Below are 14,583 nucleotides of genomic sequence, written 5' to 3'. Positions count from 1 at the left end.
CCGTGAGCGCTCGCTCCTCATGGATTCCCCCTATGCGGCGCGCGCGCGCCGCAACCGTAAACCTGGATGCGACGAAGTGTAAGTCGCGCGCAACAAAGGTGTTCCGGAGACCCAATGCTTAATAACATCACAATTCGTGGCGGACTGACGCTCGTGATCAGCGTATTCGTCGCCTTCCTTCTGACGGTGATCGCTGTCGGCTACGGCGCGCTGAAGCTCGCCAACGACAGCCTCGACGACACCCAGCGCAGTGCGGTCGCGCTGTCGCATCTGAAGGCGAGTTCCGAGAAGCTTCTGCAGGTGCAGCTCGCATTGGGCACCTATCAGACCTTGTTCAGCGTCGGCAAGCAGACCGACGATCTGCTGCCGGCCGCGCACAAGGTGCTGCTCGAATCGAACAACGACTTCCGCAACTACATGGCCGGCCCGTTCGCGAGCGACGCAGAGCGCAAGCTCGCGCAGAGCGTCGGCGACGCGCGCGCGGCGCTCGTCGACAAGGCGATCGAACCGGAATTCAAGGCATTGATCGACTTCGACTTCAACACCTTCCGCAACATCCAGGGCGACACGGCGAACAGCCTGTACGCGTCCTACTCGAAAGCGATCGACGCGCTCGAAAAAGCGCAGATGGACCATCAGCATCAGCAGGCCGCGACCGGCGCGCGACGCTTCCAGCTCGCGACAGTGCTGTTCGGCGCGATCGCGGTGATCGCTCTCGTGATCGCGGTGGGCGCTCGGGTCGCGTTGTCGTCGGCGCTGATCAAGCCGGTCAACGCGACGGTCAAGCACTTCGAGCGCATCGCGGCCGGCGACCTGAGCGTCGCGATCAAGGTGAAATCGCGCAACGAGATGGGCCAGCTGCTCGGCGCGCTGACGCGGATGCGCGACGGCCTCGTCGAAACGGTCGGCAAGGTGCGCGGCAGCACGAGCGCGATCACGCAGGGCGCGAACGAAATCGCGTCGGGCAATGCCGATCTGTCGGCGCGCACCGAGCAGCAGGCGGCCGCGCTGCAGCAGACCGCGGCGAGCATGGAGCAGCTGTCGGCGACCGTGAAACAGAACGCCGACAACGCCAGGCAGGCGAACCGCCTCGCGCACGGCGCGCTCGATACGGTCACGCGCGGCGGCAAGGTGGTGTCGCGCGTGACCGAGACGATGGACGGCATCAGCGAGTCGTCGCGCAAGGTCACGGAGATCATCGGCATGATCGAGGGGATCGCGTTTCAGACCAATATTCTCGCGTTGAACGCGGCCGTCGAAGCGGCGCGCGCGGGCGAGCAGGGACGCGGCTTCGCGGTGGTGGCCTCGGAGGTACGTAGTCTCGCGCAGCGCTCAGGGGCGGCGGCCAAGGAGATCAAGGAACTGATCGGCGAATCGGCGGCGAAGGTGGAAGAGGGCGCCTCGCTCGTGTCGGATGCGCAGAAGACGATTCATGAAGCGATGAGCGCGGTCGAACGCGTGACCGGTGTGATGAGGGAGATCGAGGCGTCGGCGCTCGAGCAGAGCGACGGTATCGAGCAGGTCAACAAGGCCGTGTCGCAGATCGACGAGGTCACGCAACACAACGCGGCGCTCGTCGAGCAGGCTGCGGCCGCGGCGAAATCGCTGGAAGAGCACGCGGTGGCGCTGCGTGATGCGGTGGCGGTGTTTCGGCTCGACGCGAAGGCGGCGTAGGCGGGACCGAGGGGACATCCCATGGCGGCCCACTCACGCCATGGACGCAAAAGATAACTTTGGTCGGCGTGAGCGCTTTGCGGGGACCCGAGCGGGCGGGCGCCTTGAACTTGCGTTACTGCCTGCATCGCAGCCCGAGCTTTTTGCGTAGCCGTTTTATTCGGTGAACCCCGACCGCACGCCGTGCCCGTCGAGGTGTTTCTGCAAACGCTCTGGACCGAAGCTCTCGCGAGTACGCTGATGCGCTGCAAGTACTTCAGCTTCGAGGCGTGGCTCCTGTTGTGCCCGCAACGACAGCGGCCGTTTGCGCCACGCGTAATAGCCGCTGACGGAAACGCCCAACACCCGGCACATCTGTTCAATCACACCGTACCTCACCGCGACTCCTTCGCGAAGTACGTCGCGAATTTTATTAGCAAATCGCGCTCCATCTTCACTTTGGCCAGTTCCCGCTTGACCCGCCTCAGCTCAGCTTCGATTTCCGTGAGCGGCTTCTGATGCTGACCGACGCTTTTGAGCTTGCCGGCCTTCGCGGCACGCACCCAGTTCGCCAGCGTCTTCATCGAAATTGAAAGCCGACGCGCAGCCTCCGAGATGCCGACGCCCTCGGTCATTGCCAACTTCACGGCCTCTTCACGGAATTCCTTCGTGTAGACCGCCTTGGGGATTCGATTCATGTGCGCCTCCATTCCCAAATTCCACGGAATGTTGGCGTCTACTTTCTCCGACCGCCTCAGCAACGGCAGCGCAGCATTGCAGCCCTCAGGCAACGTGCCTCGGCCCCCGGATTCCAGCTCCAGCCAAGCTCGCCGACGCCCTGAAGACCCATCTCTTCTCCCGGGCTTCTTGAGAGCTTCTAAGGACGAGCCGCCGCCGAGAGCGACTGCGGCGGACAGGGCCGCAGCGCTTCGTTGCGCTGGCAGTTCTTGAGGTCACCGTCTGCTCTCAAATTGAGAGTGTTGCGCGGGCCAGATCCGTGTGTCGCCCGTCCTTTGGTGTTGTCCCCGCAGCGTTCCGGATCGATCTCACGGTGGTTCGCGAGCGCGACTTGCATTTGCGATTTCCGGGGGATACTGGTTTGGCGAACCTCCTCAGCAAAGAGGAGATCGCATTCTTCCTTACCCCGTTACTCATGAGAGTTGAGATGAAGAGTGATAAAGCGCACCAATGCCAGTGTGGCCCAAGCCTTTCGGAGCGGCCGTCCCAGTGCTGGGTCGACAATGTCTGCGGGCAGTGATGGACGGTCCGCACAGCGACGCGCACACGAGCACGTCTTTGCTGATTGCGCCGGGGCGCAAGGGAGCTGGACGGAGGCGCGCGGCGTCACAGGTTGCACCTTCATGCCTGGAAGCGCGGACCCGCGCGAAACATGGATCGCTTCGTATGTGCGTACAAAACTCAGGACGATGGCGGCCGACGCTTTCTCCATATCGCGTCACACGACCGACTGTGTGGCACAGGCAGCGTACGAACGATTCCTCTCGGATACGGACATCGTCTTGCAGCGAATCCTTGATCTTGCCGCTCTACGGTGTCTGTATGAGGGCTCGACTACCGTGACGCTAGACGACGTCAGGATCGCCTTCTGTTCTGCCGCGCCGTCTCTTCGGTGACGATGGCGTCGCTCGTGTACGGGAACTTTCAGGAAACGGGTGGGGTTGTTAAGAGACGTGAGTCGTGTGCCGATTTTTTAAGCCGCGCCCGGTATGGGTATGGCCTGGTGAGCTTCGTCTGAGCCATTGGAGCTGAGTCGAGTCGACAGGGGGCTGCCAGCAAGAGGTGTGGTGGGGCGCACGGCACAACGGACGCCAGCGACTTGCATTGCCGATTTTCCATGATGGAGGGATGACCGCACCGTCGAGCCGACCGACGATCACCTCCTCGAGCGGGTCCCACTCGTTCCACGAGTTGACGGGCTTGCCGCTGCCGGGCGTCCGATCCGGTGGCAGCGGACCGGTGGCGGCTGGCTTCGCCTGGATGTCCACCGAAGATCCTGTTGGCGGATTGTCAGTGAAATGGTCAGCGAATCGAATTTGCCGAAGAACATCTGATGCGGGTTCATCGGCCGGCACGGGTGCCGCCCGTCGTGCGACGCTCTGGCTTATCAAATCGCTGGCGACGATGTGAGAGCCGGTTGTCTTGCCCATCGCCGTGCACGGTCCCTGGAGGAACTTGATGCAGGCGTCGATCTAAGACGGAATGCTCTCCGCAGAACTCCGGACTGCGGCATGTTCCGCGCAACACAGGGCGCGCCCTAGTTCCGTCGTCTGTGTCCCGGGGCCAGTTTCGGGGTCTCGCGGGCGATTTCGGCAATTTCACGTAGCCATCATCGCCATGGGCGCGTCGTGCTATCAGCTCGATCATCACCAGGGCGAAGTGTGCCATGATCGCGTATCGCCACGTGCCGGTCCGGCATGACCGGCTCACTCCCGGGTCTTCGGTTTCCGCCGGGCATCTTCATCGGTCGCTTCCCTCCCGTAACCTGCAAGCTGTCCGGCAAGCTGCCGACACTCGCCTTTCACAGACTCCATCGTCCGATAGGTGCTGCCACCGCAAAGCCCGCCAGGCTTAAGGTCGCCCGCATGGCCGCAGTCGAATCCGAAATACCAGTGCTCGCTGTCACCTCGCAGATGCCCCGAGTACGACAGGCCGCCATGCACGCCGATGATCAGGCAGACCAGCGCATGGTCGTCGCGCCATTCGGGGCGATCAAACATCGCCGCGAACGTATTCAGCACGCCATGCTCATCAATCGCAAAGGGGCGTTCCAGTGCGCCCGGCGGATACGGTACGGCGTCGCGGAAGTCATGCCCGAACAGCGGATGCGACGGCGGCACACCGACATAGGCGCACCAGTGGCCGAAGCATTCATGACGATAGCCACGCACCGGCAGGCCGCACGCGGTCAGCGTGAATTCGTCGGGGTCGTCTTCCCAAGGCTTGCCGCGCTCATGGCCGTTCCTGTGGGTCTTCTTCGCGCGATAAAGGGTCCAGCGCGATGCTGCAGATCACCGCATGGTCCGTCAGCAGGCGGCACAACTCAGCGCGATTGACCGTCACGCAGCACGTATCCTGCTTCGCGATGATGGCGAACATGTCCGCCGCCCGGTCGTGCGATTCACGGATGGCTTGCCGGGTCTTGCTAACCATTGTGTTCCCCTCTCGCGATAGTTCGCACAGTCCTTCGTCTTCCAGACCGGATCGAACAGAAGCGGATGGTAAAACCATCCGCGCCTGATGCCGTATGCATGCTCAGTGATGGCCGGGTCCGGGTTGACTCAGGCGATATGACAGTCTCCCGGCCACGTCGCGCCGATGCCCCCACGAATAGCATTCACCCATCATGGTCCGCACAGGCGCGAGGTTCATCGTCTTATTCCTCGGTCCGAAGCGCCAGCGATGCGCGTAGCAACGCGTCTTTCAACACCGATATCAGGCCGGGACCAATGCCGCGAATGGCATTCAGCTCGCTCTCGCGCCAGGTGCTCGCCTGCTAAAGCGTGCCAATGCCGTTTGCTTCGAAGGTGCCATGACGACGCACGCCAGCGAGCGCAACCGTAATCGGTGTCGCCGGTTTCAGTACACCTTCCTTCGCGCGCCCCTTGCCTTTGTCTTTACTACGGCTTGCGCCTCTAGTCTGGCAGCTCCTGCGCACCTTCGCCCGGACAGCGGGCTCGTCGGTCGTGAACAGTGCAGCCAGATCAGGCAATCCCTGTTCGTCAAGCATGTGGCGCGCGACTTCCAGACGCAGAGCTTCGGCCGATGGCGCAAAGGTCATTGCCGCCCTGACCAGCGACCTCACGAACAGCGATTCCGTATCGCTGGTGACGCCTTTCTTCCATGTGCATCGTTGGTTCCGGCCGCCATCGTACCTGCCGATCTGACGATCCCGCGACGACTGCAAGGCCACTGTCAGCGGCTGACGCACTCAAAACACCTCGCCCGTTGATTCCTGGTCGCAACGACGTGCAGGTTTGGCTGTCCGATTCGGCCGGCACTATATGTGCAGATTTCTTGCCTCCTAAAGCGTTCCCGGCATCGACTTGCATCGGCCCAATCCTGTGAGATCCTGGTTCTGTTGCCGCCGCCAACTGCGGCGACAAAACGGACGGGAACCGTCCGCCCCACCACCCTCACGAGGTCACCATGCGATACTCCGCCATCCAGAAGCCGTTTCGTCGCAAATCCACTTTCTACGTCGAAGGCACGCGCGCGTGGATTCCGCTGCATCAAAAGATCGGCCGCTCGCGCTCCATGGCCAGGGCATCGGCATCCGATCAAGCCGCTCCTGCAGTTTCAGCCGCCCCTGCAGTCGTACCGGTAGCGGCACCCGTTGCGGCATCCGCCGCTGTGGCGCCGTCTGAAACCGTTGTATCGGCAACGCCTGCCGCTTCATCCTCTACCCCGCCGGTGCCCGCATCACGCGCTCCCACGCCCACCGGGCGCCCGGCTACCCCGGCACCCGCCAGCATGGAGGCCATTCCACACGACTGCAGCGACCTTGTCCGTCGTCCCCGTGGCTCGTTCAAACACCTCACCGGCATGGCCGACACCAAACGCCGCCTGCTGCGCGCCGGGCAGGACATTCTGGCTGGCCTGGAGTGCGAGCCGCGCAACGGCATCCTGCTCTTTGGCGAACCCGGAAACGGCAAGACGATGTTCGCCGAGGCGCTGGCCGGTGAACTCGGCATCCCGTTCCTGTCCGTCGCCTTCGGCGACATGGCATCGAAGTGGATCAACGAGACACCCGAGAAACTGCGCGGCCTCTTCCGTACCGCGCGACGCCATGCGCCCTGCGTGCTGTTCGTCGACGAGATCGATTCATTTCTCAAGCCCCGTGATGGCACGACGGGCCACTCGATGGACCGCGACGTCGTCAACACGCTGCTCAAGGAAATCGTGGATCTGCGCAGCGCGAAGGTCGTGCTCGTCGCCGCCACGAACTACATCGAGCAACTCGACCGCGCCGCGATTCGCTCCGGGCGCTTCGATTTCCACATCGAGGTGCCGGCACCCGACTTGCCCGCGCGCCGCCACCTGATCGGGCGGCATATCGTCCGGTGCCTCGGACGGGAAGCCATCGACGAGGCTGCCGTCGACGAACTTGCGCGCCGCTGGGACGGCTTCAGCGCCGCCCGGCTGGCCGCCCTCGGCCCGCAACTGCGCGAGATGCAACGCGACAGTGAATTCGACGGCCCCATCACCTTCGAGCTCGCCATGCGAGCCATGCGCCTCATCCAGGGCCAGCGCAGTGCGTTGCCCAGGCATGTGGTCCCGCTTGAAGACATTGTCATGCCCGATGCCTCCCTGGGGATATTGACCCATCTCGGTGACCGGCTTCGCAACATCTGGGACTTCACCCGGCTCGGCGGCACCCTGCCGCGCGGGATCCTGTTTTATGGCCCCCCCGGCACTGGCAAAACGATGGCTGCGATGTCACTGGCGAAGGCGTCGGGCTGGCTGTTCCTCGCCACCACCGGCACCGACCTGATTGCCCGCCCCGATGAATGGGAGAACCTCGTGCGCAAGGCAAAAGACCAGCGCCCGGCCATCGTGTTCATCGACGAAGCGGATTCGATCCTGACCGACCGGCGTCACTCGAACGTCTCGGCCCTCACCAACCGCATGCTCGCCACGATGGATGGCACTGCAGGACGTACACCGGATGTCATCTACATCGCGGCCACCAATCATCCGGATCTGCTCGATCCAGCCGTGCTGCGCGGCGGGCGCTTTGCGATGCGGATCCGCTTCGACGTGCCTGGTGCAGCCGACCTGCTGGCATGGGTGGAGTCCACGCTGGATGACCGGCAGGCGAGGTGGAATATTGTGCTGGAGCGGGGCGCCGAAGATCTGGCTGCCCAGTTGCTGGCCGGGCGGCCCATTGCCGATGCCGAGGCGCTCATTGAGGAAGCCATCAACCTGAGCAATATGCGGTTTCTCAATGGGGAGGAAATCGAAAACGACATGCACAACGGGCCCTTTTTGTGCCTTGAGGACATGCAGGCCGCCGCCCGGACACTCGGCATCGGCGCTGCAGAGTCGCCTGCCTGAAAACGGGTTGCATTCTCTCCCATCCTCCCTCTGTCATTCCGGGGTCCCGTCATGCGTTTGTCCTTACTCGCCGTTCTCACCGGCTTGACCGGCCTGCTCTGCTACTGCGTGTTCGTGCGCCACTGGGATGGTGCGCTCGCCGCGCTGGTGATCGGCGGCGCGGGGCTGGTCGCCAGCCTGCTGCTGATCGGCGCGCTACTGCTTATCGCGCCCGCGGCGCGCCGCCCGGCCATGCGGCAGCTCTTTCTCGTCACGCTGCGCGAGGACCTGCGCACGCTGCGCGCGGCGGTGATGTTCTGGCGCGCGCCCCCGAGGTGACCGGTCTACCGGGCAGCGCCAGCCGCCCGAAACCCGGCGTCGCATTTTCGTCGTAATATCGGGCTCAGCGTCGCGTTGGGCGCCATACTGCCGGCGTACTTCATTCGTTGAACGCGCCGGCAGCCGCGGCCATTGCTCGCCACGGTCCCTTGCGCACGCCGTGGCTGCCCCCCTTCTGTCGCCGCCTGTACCGCCCTTCGTCGGCACCAGACTCCGCTCCGATGTCGACTTGCATTCCTTCCGCCGTGTGAGAACCTGGTTGTGTCTGCACCGAAGCGTGCAGCAACAGGTGGGCGCCCCGTATCAGGCTGCCCGGTTACCGGTGCGCCTTCGTCGCGCCGTCCTTCTGGAACAACCCGATCATGACTAATCCCGTTCATCCTGGCAGGTCGCCGTCGAGCAGGCCCAGATCTGCCTGGGCCTCTACTGCCTGCCGCTCACCATTACGTGGCGCTGGTTGCGGCGTGCTGCTCGACGCACGCGCCGTACGTGCCGCACGCACGGCACAGGCCGGTAGGGAGGCCCGATCATGGTGATCCGCTCGCATCGTCGCCGCTTCTGGTATCGCGTCACGCCGCACCCGACCCGGCAGCCGCGCTACCCGCGGCACCCCACCGCCACCGCACTCGTCACAGAAATAGCGCCCATGAGTATGACGGGCTGGCTGTTCCGCATCAGCCGGGGCCGACCCAACCGGACAGGCGAGGCGCGCCGTGCCATCCGCCTGGTCCTGCGGCGCCGCCGGTCGCGACGCAGACCGCAACTGCGTATGGCCATCAGGGCGTCGCTGCGGCTCTTTCTGCCACGACGCACGGGCATCCATGACGGCCCGGCGCGCTGACCGGTCACGCACCGCCTGCCGCCACTACACATTGGATTACACGCCCGCTTGCCGGGAAGGAGACTCTTATGCAGATCCGGTACAACGGCATCGACGACACGCTGGCCCTCCGTTTTTCGATCGAGCCCGTGCGTGAGCTGTCGCTCGGTCTCGCGGCCAACACCGGCCCGTCGGGTGCGGGCAGTAGCCAGTTGACCGTATTCGGAGCCAGCGCGACGGGATGCTGGCCGCCACAGGAGCACGGCGGCATCCCCGCTGCCGATGAGAAAAACCAGTCCTGAACCCTCTCCCGCTTTCATGGTGACATCAACGATGAAGATCTTTCTTGACGATGAGCGAGAGGCGCCCGCGGGCTGGATCCAGGCGCGCTGGCCCGACGAGGTCATTGCCCTGCTCAAAACGGGCGAAGTCGACACGGTCAGCCTCGATCACGACCTCGGTGACGACCGCCGCGGCACCGGCTACGACGTGATCCGCTGGATTGAAGAGGCCGTCGCCCTGCGCGGATTCAAGCCGCCGCACATACTGGTCCACTCGGCCAATCCCGCGGCAGCGGCGCGGATGCACGCGGGTATCGCGGCGATCGCGAACCTGATGAAGACGAGGGGTGCATGACATGGCGCTGACCCCGGAAGAAAAATTTGACCAGGCTGTTGCGTGGCTCGCGGATGCCGATGCGCTGCTGATCACGCAGGGTGCGGGCATGGGCGTCGACTCGGGGCTGCCCGCCTTTCGCGGGCGGCGGGGCCTCTGGAAGGACTATCCGGCGCTGAAACACCTGAACATGGATTTCGCGCGCATCTCCACTGAGGTGTGGCAATGCGCAAGGCCCCGCGCCTCGCCTGAGGCTTTCACGGCCATCTGCTGCAGCGCTTTCGCCAGACGGAGCCACACCACGGATACCGGATCCTGCTGTGCTGGGCGCGGCGGATGAAATATGGCTACTTCGTCTTTACGAGCAACGTCGATGGCGCTTTCCAGAAGGCGGGCTACGACAGCGACCGGATTATGGAGTGCCACGGCTCGATGCATTTCCTGCAATGCATCGATGCATGCGATGGGTGCACCTGGTCCGCCGACGGATTCGGTCCGGTGAACCGGCGCGACCTCGAACTGGCCGGCGCCACGCTACTGTCTCTGGCAAGCAGTTCGACATGCCCGCGGTTTTCGTGAACAGGGCGTCCGCCAGCACCCACTTCAGGTTCGACAACTCCCCCCTGCACCGCCCACGGGGCGGCCGCTGATGATCGTAACCTATCACGTGACGCCGAGGCTCGCCGAAAAACTCATTGCAAACCATATTCCGTTTCTGGACACCGCTGGTAACGCGTACCTCGACGAGCCCGAGGCGACGATCATGATCACAGGCCGTGACAAACCCGCGCTCAAGCCAACCGACACGACTTCGCGCTCGACAACACAGAAGGGACTGCGCGTGTCGTTCGCGCTGGCGACACAACCCGACCTGGTGGCCTGGCCCTTGCGCGCCATCGCTGATCTGTCCGGCGTGTTGCTGAACACCGTCAACCTTGCCGTTGACGACCTGATCGCGCGCGGCCTTATCGTCAAGAAGAACGGGCGCCGCGCAATCGCCGACTGCCGCAGGTTCATCAAGGAGTGGACGGTCCTGAATCCGACCGGACTGCGCCCGAAGCTCGGCGCGCGGCGATATTCAGGCGGCGTGGGGATCGACTGGTGGCGGAATGCGCCGCTGGCGGACTTCGAAGCCCGTCTGGGCGGCGACTGCGCGGCCGAGGTACTGACACACGAGATCAAGCCTGTTTCCGTGACGGTTTATTCGGCGGGCGGCGCAAAGTCGTCGCTCATGAAGGCCGCTCGCCTTCGGCCGGACGTCAACGGGGACGTGGAGATCCTCGAGCCCTTCTGGCCCGCACACGCCGCGAGGGGATGGAAGGTCCCGCCCGGCGTAGTGCACCCACTCCTCATTTATGCGGACCTGGTCGCATCAAGCGACAGCCGTCATCACGAAGTTGCCGAGACCATCTATGACCGCTTCCTCGCTCGCTAGGGTGCCGGCCGAGCGGCCTGTCGACCCTCTTGTCATTGCCTTGCTCGCCGCGGTCAAGATCACATGCGAGAAGATCGGCACACGGTTCATGCTGGCCGGCGCGACGGCTCGCGACGTCCAGTTCCCGCACCTGCACGGTGTCAAGGCGCCAACGGCTACACGCGATGTGGACGTCGCGGTGTGTGCGGTCAGCTGGGACTTCCACCAGCGCCTCATCGATGCGCTTGCTGGCGACCGGTGACTTCACGCGCAACGCCAAGGCCCCACTGCTTGCTCCTGAGTCAGCATCGGCGGCAAAAAGGCCGCCATCCTCCCCCAGGTAGGTCAGGTTTGCTTCGGCGCTAACAGTTAGACCGTGGTTGGCAAAGCCCGATCAAGAAACCATACCTTCGAGTGCGAAAATCCGATGGAGGCGCCAATCAGCGAATCCCATCAGGGACAGCGGCGACGCCGCATGACAGTCCGGATGTACGGGTGCAATCGATTCCTTTCTGACCATCATGAAATGAAATCCTGGCAAAACCGGGGCGACCATGTACGTTTCTTGACGGCACCCCTCGGCAATGGGCAACGCCCTGGTTCCGTCCACGTTCGCTGGATACGCGACGCGCTTCCTCGTTGCGTCGCGTACGCGTCGTCGTCCAGCATCAGGCCTTCAGCGCGTGACCGCTATGTTTATGCCTTATATGATTGACCCGCAAGACGTAACTGCGGGTGCAATCCTGAACGGTCACGCGCCGGGGCGCCCACAATGCTGTTCCCTGCGCCGAGCATTATTCCTGGGCCGCGGTCTCGTGGGGATACTCGCGTTCGTTGGGCAACTCGCTGCCAGGAATGCGCAACGCGCCAACAAGCCGGTTGATTTCGGGCATCAGTCCGTGCAGAGCACGCTGTGCAAGAAGCTTTTGGGCCAGTTGACACAGCACCTCAGCATCCGCATTGTTCCGACGCGCCCTGTCAATCTCGCTCAGGTAATCGTCCTTGCCGGAAAGGATGTTTGAGACCGAGATCTGGGCTTTTCCTGCATTCTCAAAGATGGATGTCACACGCAGCCGTGCCTCGAAGCTGACGTTCGGATAGGAGCCGGACGGCAGGCTTTCGCAGACTGACTTGAATGTACTTTCGACTGACTCGCCTTCGTCGCACTGAAGAAATGCAATCCTCGGCTGGGTGCGACTCATGCCAAGCCGTTCAAGCGCCTGGATTGTGTCGACCGCCGCGCGTTGGCTTTCGTCCTCGGGGGTAGCGGTGAGGATGAGAGCCTTGAAATCGAGGAGAGTCTGTGGGTGCTCGTCCAGAAACCTGAGCAACTGCGTGCGATAGGCTGACGGCACATGAAGGATGGTCGTTCCACGCGCACCCATTTGCATACAGTAACACTCACTCACCTTCTCAGGCCGAAAGCGCACGACGACATCGCGGGGCGGGGTCGAGTGGCGGGCGCGAGGCTCCAGACGGAATAACAGGCCGTCTGAATGAGTCGTGATGACCTCACCCATATTGATCTCGGCCGCGTCGTTACCACTGTTGATGAGAAGAATCGGATTGTGGCTCATTTGGTTGCTCCTTTCGTTCATCGGGTTTTTGATGGAAGACTCTGTTCGACTGTTGCATTTCCAGCTTTCATCGACTGCCGGCGGAAGCCGCCGCGCAGGAGACGTTGCTATCCATTTGATCCATCAGGTTTGTTTTCCAGCGTCGTTTCCGTCGGAGGGAGGGGAGAATCCGCAACTACCACGAGCGAGCGCTTTTCCGTTGCGAATTGGTATTTCCCCCCCTGATTCTTTTGGCGCTTTCGTACTCTCGGCGCTGTCAGGATTTGAAGATCGGTATCCTTTATCCCCGCGAGACACAGGACCATGCGCACGCTTGCCAACGTCAGATGTATTTCGTCGTCCGGAAGAGTGGAGGCCTCCAGATATTCCACGAAACCGCCGAAGGTGCAGGCAGGGATGGATTCCAGACGTTGGGAAATAACCCCCGCCGAATCCAGATGGGTAAAGAAGACAGGCAGTCGTGGAAGTACGACCGGAGCAATTGCGCTGCCGCCTTCCACCCCGTCCAGCAGACGTGTGGCTTGATCAGCTAGAAGAGAATCGTTCACTATCTGGTCTCCAGGTAATATGGTTGGGGTCTACGATCCGTTGCCAAGACGACCTGGCCAGGAATTCTGCATTCCGCGTGTGTTTCTCGCCTTCCGTCTTTTGGGAGCGCGGCGATTTGGCTTGTCTTCGTTGCGGCGCGTGACGGGGAGCTCGATTTCGATCGAGGTCGTTATGCGGCGTCGCCGAACCCGCGGAAATGCTTCCTTCACGTCGCGACGGCGAGGAATGTTGACGAAGCGATGGGCGAGCGACCTCAGGTAGGTATTTTTGGTGAAATGAATTCGGGTGGGACCGTGGCCGAGCACCGCGCTAACGGCGACGAGAGTTGCTTCGGGCGAATTGCCGCTGTCGAGGCTATCTGTAGCGGTATCCTCTGCAAACGCGTACCTGAATGCATGGGAGGAAAATTTCCCCTTCAGACCAGCACGCCTGTACCTTGCGGAAACGGAGTTGAGGACGCGCTTCATACCACGATTCGTAAGAAGGCGTGGAGGGTTGAACTGATGGCTGTAGTCGAGCGCTGCCTTGATGACCTGGATCGTCTCCGTCCGACGCGCGGCGAGCACAGACACGGTTCGGTGGCGGCCGTTCTTGGTTCCTCTCGTCACGAAGACGGTGTTCCCCCCGTTTTCGAGGCTGGCAAGCCACTCAGGAAGCGACTCTGCGCATTGGATTGCTTCTCGTCGGCGGAGCCCGAGAAGTCGCTGGAACCGGAGAATGAACTCGAATCCCCTGTTGGTTCTTGCGGCAAAATCGAGAGCACGTTTGCACTCGTCGTCCGGAATTGCCTGCTTTTTACCGTGGAGTGACCGATTCGGAATCCCCAGGAACCTGTTTGTGAAGTGGTCGATGTTCTTGCCACAGCGACCGCTGACGACGCGGATGTCCGTTGTCCGATTTTTCATCGTTGAAACGACGATTCCCTTGCTGAGTTCGTAGTGGACATAGAGCATGAAGGCGGCAGGAGGAATATCCTTCACCTTTCTCGGAAGACAGTTGATTTGTTTAAGGAAGCGCGCGTATGGTCGCCAGATGTCGAGCGAGTTCTGCGCGCTCTCTTCCGCGCCCTTCGATGAGTTCTTGCGCGCAACACTGGCTTCGTGGATCAGGTCACCGGTTTTGCTCATTGCGGTCTCCTTCCTGAATGACGACGTGCCATCCACGTTTAGTGTGGGTGCGGCGAAAAGAACGTTTGCGAAGCGGCGTGCAATCGGCACCGGAAGATTCTGGTTTGCCGGACACATGGTCGGTGCGGTGTAACACGATGTCCCTCGCGGGTGTGAGGCCACGCATGCAAGACTCCTGAAGAGGACAGGCAAGCAGGTTGAGTTAGGGTGCCAGGACGCAGCAATCCTGGCGGCCCTTCGGGCATGACGCATTTCCGGTCGGGGCAGAAGTCCGGTGACAAGTCGAGCCGCTGCTGCGAAGCGGGCTGCGCCTGTCCGACATGAGTTCGCGGATTGAATTGGTGACGAGTCGACGCAGGAGAGCCCTGTTCAGCTGTGGAACCGTATGCGCGGTGAGGCGCTACGGCTAAAAGGTGCGACTCTTTCGTGGTGTCG

Annotated in this window: 17 protein-coding genes and 1 pseudogene; 10 read left to right on the top strand and 8 right to left on the bottom strand. The window is 62.5% G+C overall.

All coding sequences use genetic code 11. The annotated features are described in order from the left end of the window. Positions 1-114: 114 nt before the first annotated feature. Positions 115-1,674 carry a methyl-accepting chemotaxis protein gene (locus OKW35_RS05645; RefSeq protein ID WP_429551447.1) on the top strand — a complete coding sequence of 520 codons (1,560 nt, stop codon included), beginning with the start codon at positions 115-117 and terminating at the stop codon, positions 1,672-1,674. Positions 1,675-1,792: 118 nt separating this feature from the next. On the opposite strand, the pseudogene OKW35_RS05640 reads toward OKW35_RS05645, so the two are convergent. From OKW35_RS05640 to OKW35_RS05625, 4 genes and pseudogenes are all read right to left on the bottom strand, one after another. After that, a pseudogene (locus OKW35_RS05640) lies at positions 1,793-2,351 on the bottom strand (transposase); the annotation flags it as partial. A gap of 1,746 nt (positions 2,352-4,097) precedes the next feature. Continuing rightward, entirely contained in the window at positions 4,098-4,562 is a 465-nt protein-coding gene (locus OKW35_RS05635; RefSeq protein ID WP_429551446.1) for a hypothetical protein, read from the bottom strand. Between the two features lie 61 nt (positions 4,563-4,623). Further along, positions 4,624-4,770 (bottom strand): hypothetical protein, encoded by a 147-nt coding sequence (locus tag OKW35_RS05630; protein WP_429551445.1) that lies wholly within the window; start codon positions 4,768-4,770, stop codon positions 4,624-4,626. A 397-nt stretch (positions 4,771-5,167) separates the two neighbouring features. Continuing rightward, a complete protein-coding gene (locus OKW35_RS05625; RefSeq protein WP_429551444.1) occupies positions 5,168-5,602 on the bottom strand; it encodes a hypothetical protein in 435 nt (144 codons plus the stop codon). Positions 5,603-5,820: 218 nt separating this feature from the next. On the opposite strand from OKW35_RS05625, the gene OKW35_RS05620 reads away from it, so the two are divergent. Together OKW35_RS05620 and OKW35_RS05615 are read left to right on the top strand one after the other, a co-directional pair. Further along, entirely contained in the window at positions 5,821-7,728 is a 1,908-nt protein-coding gene (locus OKW35_RS05620; RefSeq protein ID WP_429551443.1) for an AAA family ATPase, read from the top strand. Between the two features lie 51 nt (positions 7,729-7,779). Then, positions 7,780-8,046: a hypothetical protein gene (locus tag OKW35_RS05615; protein ID WP_429551442.1), complete on the top strand. Its 267-nt coding sequence runs from the start codon at positions 7,780-7,782 to the stop codon at positions 8,044-8,046. Positions 8,047-8,146: 100 nt separating this feature from the next. Here OKW35_RS05615 and OKW35_RS05610 read toward each other — a convergent pair whose 3' ends face one another. Continuing rightward, positions 8,147-8,281 carry a hypothetical protein gene (locus OKW35_RS05610; protein WP_429551441.1) on the bottom strand — a complete coding sequence of 45 codons (135 nt, stop codon included), beginning with the start codon at positions 8,279-8,281 and terminating at the stop codon, positions 8,147-8,149. A gap of 294 nt (positions 8,282-8,575) precedes the next feature. Here OKW35_RS05610 and OKW35_RS05605 point away from each other — a divergent pair, with 294 nt between their 5' ends. The 7 genes from OKW35_RS05605 to OKW35_RS05575 all read left to right on the top strand — a co-directional run bounded on the left by OKW35_RS05605 (position 8,576) and on the right by OKW35_RS05575 (position 11,157). Then, positions 8,576-8,887, top strand: coding sequence for a hypothetical protein (locus OKW35_RS05605; RefSeq protein WP_429551440.1), 312 nt, complete (start codon positions 8,576-8,578; stop codon positions 8,885-8,887). 68 nt (positions 8,888-8,955) lie between these two features. Continuing rightward, entirely contained in the window at positions 8,956-9,168 is a 213-nt protein-coding gene (locus OKW35_RS05600) for a hypothetical protein (protein WP_429551439.1), read from the top strand. A gap of 31 nt (positions 9,169-9,199) precedes the next feature. Next, positions 9,200-9,502: a cyclic-phosphate processing receiver domain-containing protein gene (locus tag OKW35_RS05595; RefSeq protein WP_429551438.1), complete on the top strand. Its 303-nt coding sequence runs from the start codon at positions 9,200-9,202 to the stop codon at positions 9,500-9,502. 1 nt (position 9,503) lies between these two features. After that, positions 9,504-9,821 carry a hypothetical protein gene (locus tag OKW35_RS05590; protein ID WP_429551437.1) on the top strand — a complete coding sequence of 106 codons (318 nt, stop codon included), beginning with the start codon at positions 9,504-9,506 and terminating at the stop codon, positions 9,819-9,821. Then, positions 9,818-10,060 carry a Sir2 family NAD-dependent protein deacetylase gene (locus tag OKW35_RS05585; protein WP_429551436.1) on the top strand — a complete coding sequence of 81 codons (243 nt, stop codon included), beginning with the start codon at positions 9,818-9,820 and terminating at the stop codon, positions 10,058-10,060. The genes OKW35_RS05590 and OKW35_RS05585 overlap by 4 nt, the downstream gene beginning before the upstream one ends. Positions 10,061-10,130: 70 nt before the next feature. Then, complete coding sequence (locus OKW35_RS05580; protein ID WP_429551435.1) at positions 10,131-10,916, top strand: type IV toxin-antitoxin system AbiEi family antitoxin; 786 nt, start codon at positions 10,131-10,133, stop codon at positions 10,914-10,916. Then, complete coding sequence (locus OKW35_RS05575) at positions 10,894-11,157, top strand: hypothetical protein (protein WP_429551434.1); 264 nt, start codon at positions 10,894-10,896, stop codon at positions 11,155-11,157. The genes OKW35_RS05580 and OKW35_RS05575 overlap by 23 nt, the downstream gene beginning before the upstream one ends. A 532-nt stretch (positions 11,158-11,689) precedes the next feature. On the opposite strand, the gene OKW35_RS05570 is transcribed toward OKW35_RS05575, so the two are convergent. From OKW35_RS05570 to OKW35_RS05560, 3 genes are all read right to left on the bottom strand, one after another. Next, a complete protein-coding gene (locus tag OKW35_RS05570) occupies positions 11,690-12,472 on the bottom strand; it encodes a hypothetical protein (RefSeq protein ID WP_429551433.1) in 783 nt (260 codons plus the stop codon). Positions 12,473-12,579: 107 nt separating this feature from the next. Further along, positions 12,580-13,020 carry a hypothetical protein gene (locus OKW35_RS05565; protein ID WP_429551432.1) on the bottom strand — a complete coding sequence of 147 codons (441 nt, stop codon included), beginning with the start codon at positions 13,018-13,020 and terminating at the stop codon, positions 12,580-12,582. A gap of 30 nt (positions 13,021-13,050) precedes the next feature. Next, a complete protein-coding gene (locus OKW35_RS05560) occupies positions 13,051-14,148 on the bottom strand; it encodes an integrase domain-containing protein (protein ID WP_429551431.1) in 1,098 nt (365 codons plus the stop codon). Positions 14,149-14,583: the final 435 nt, after the last annotated feature.

The sequence above is a fragment of the Paraburkholderia sp. MM5477-R1 genome, assembly GCF_050436385.1.
GTDB classification, from domain to species: Bacteria; Pseudomonadota; Gammaproteobacteria; order Burkholderiales; family Burkholderiaceae; genus Paraburkholderia; species Paraburkholderia tuberum.
Note: the sequence above shows the minus strand (reverse complement) of the source record. Positions and strands in the feature narration are given on the sequence as shown.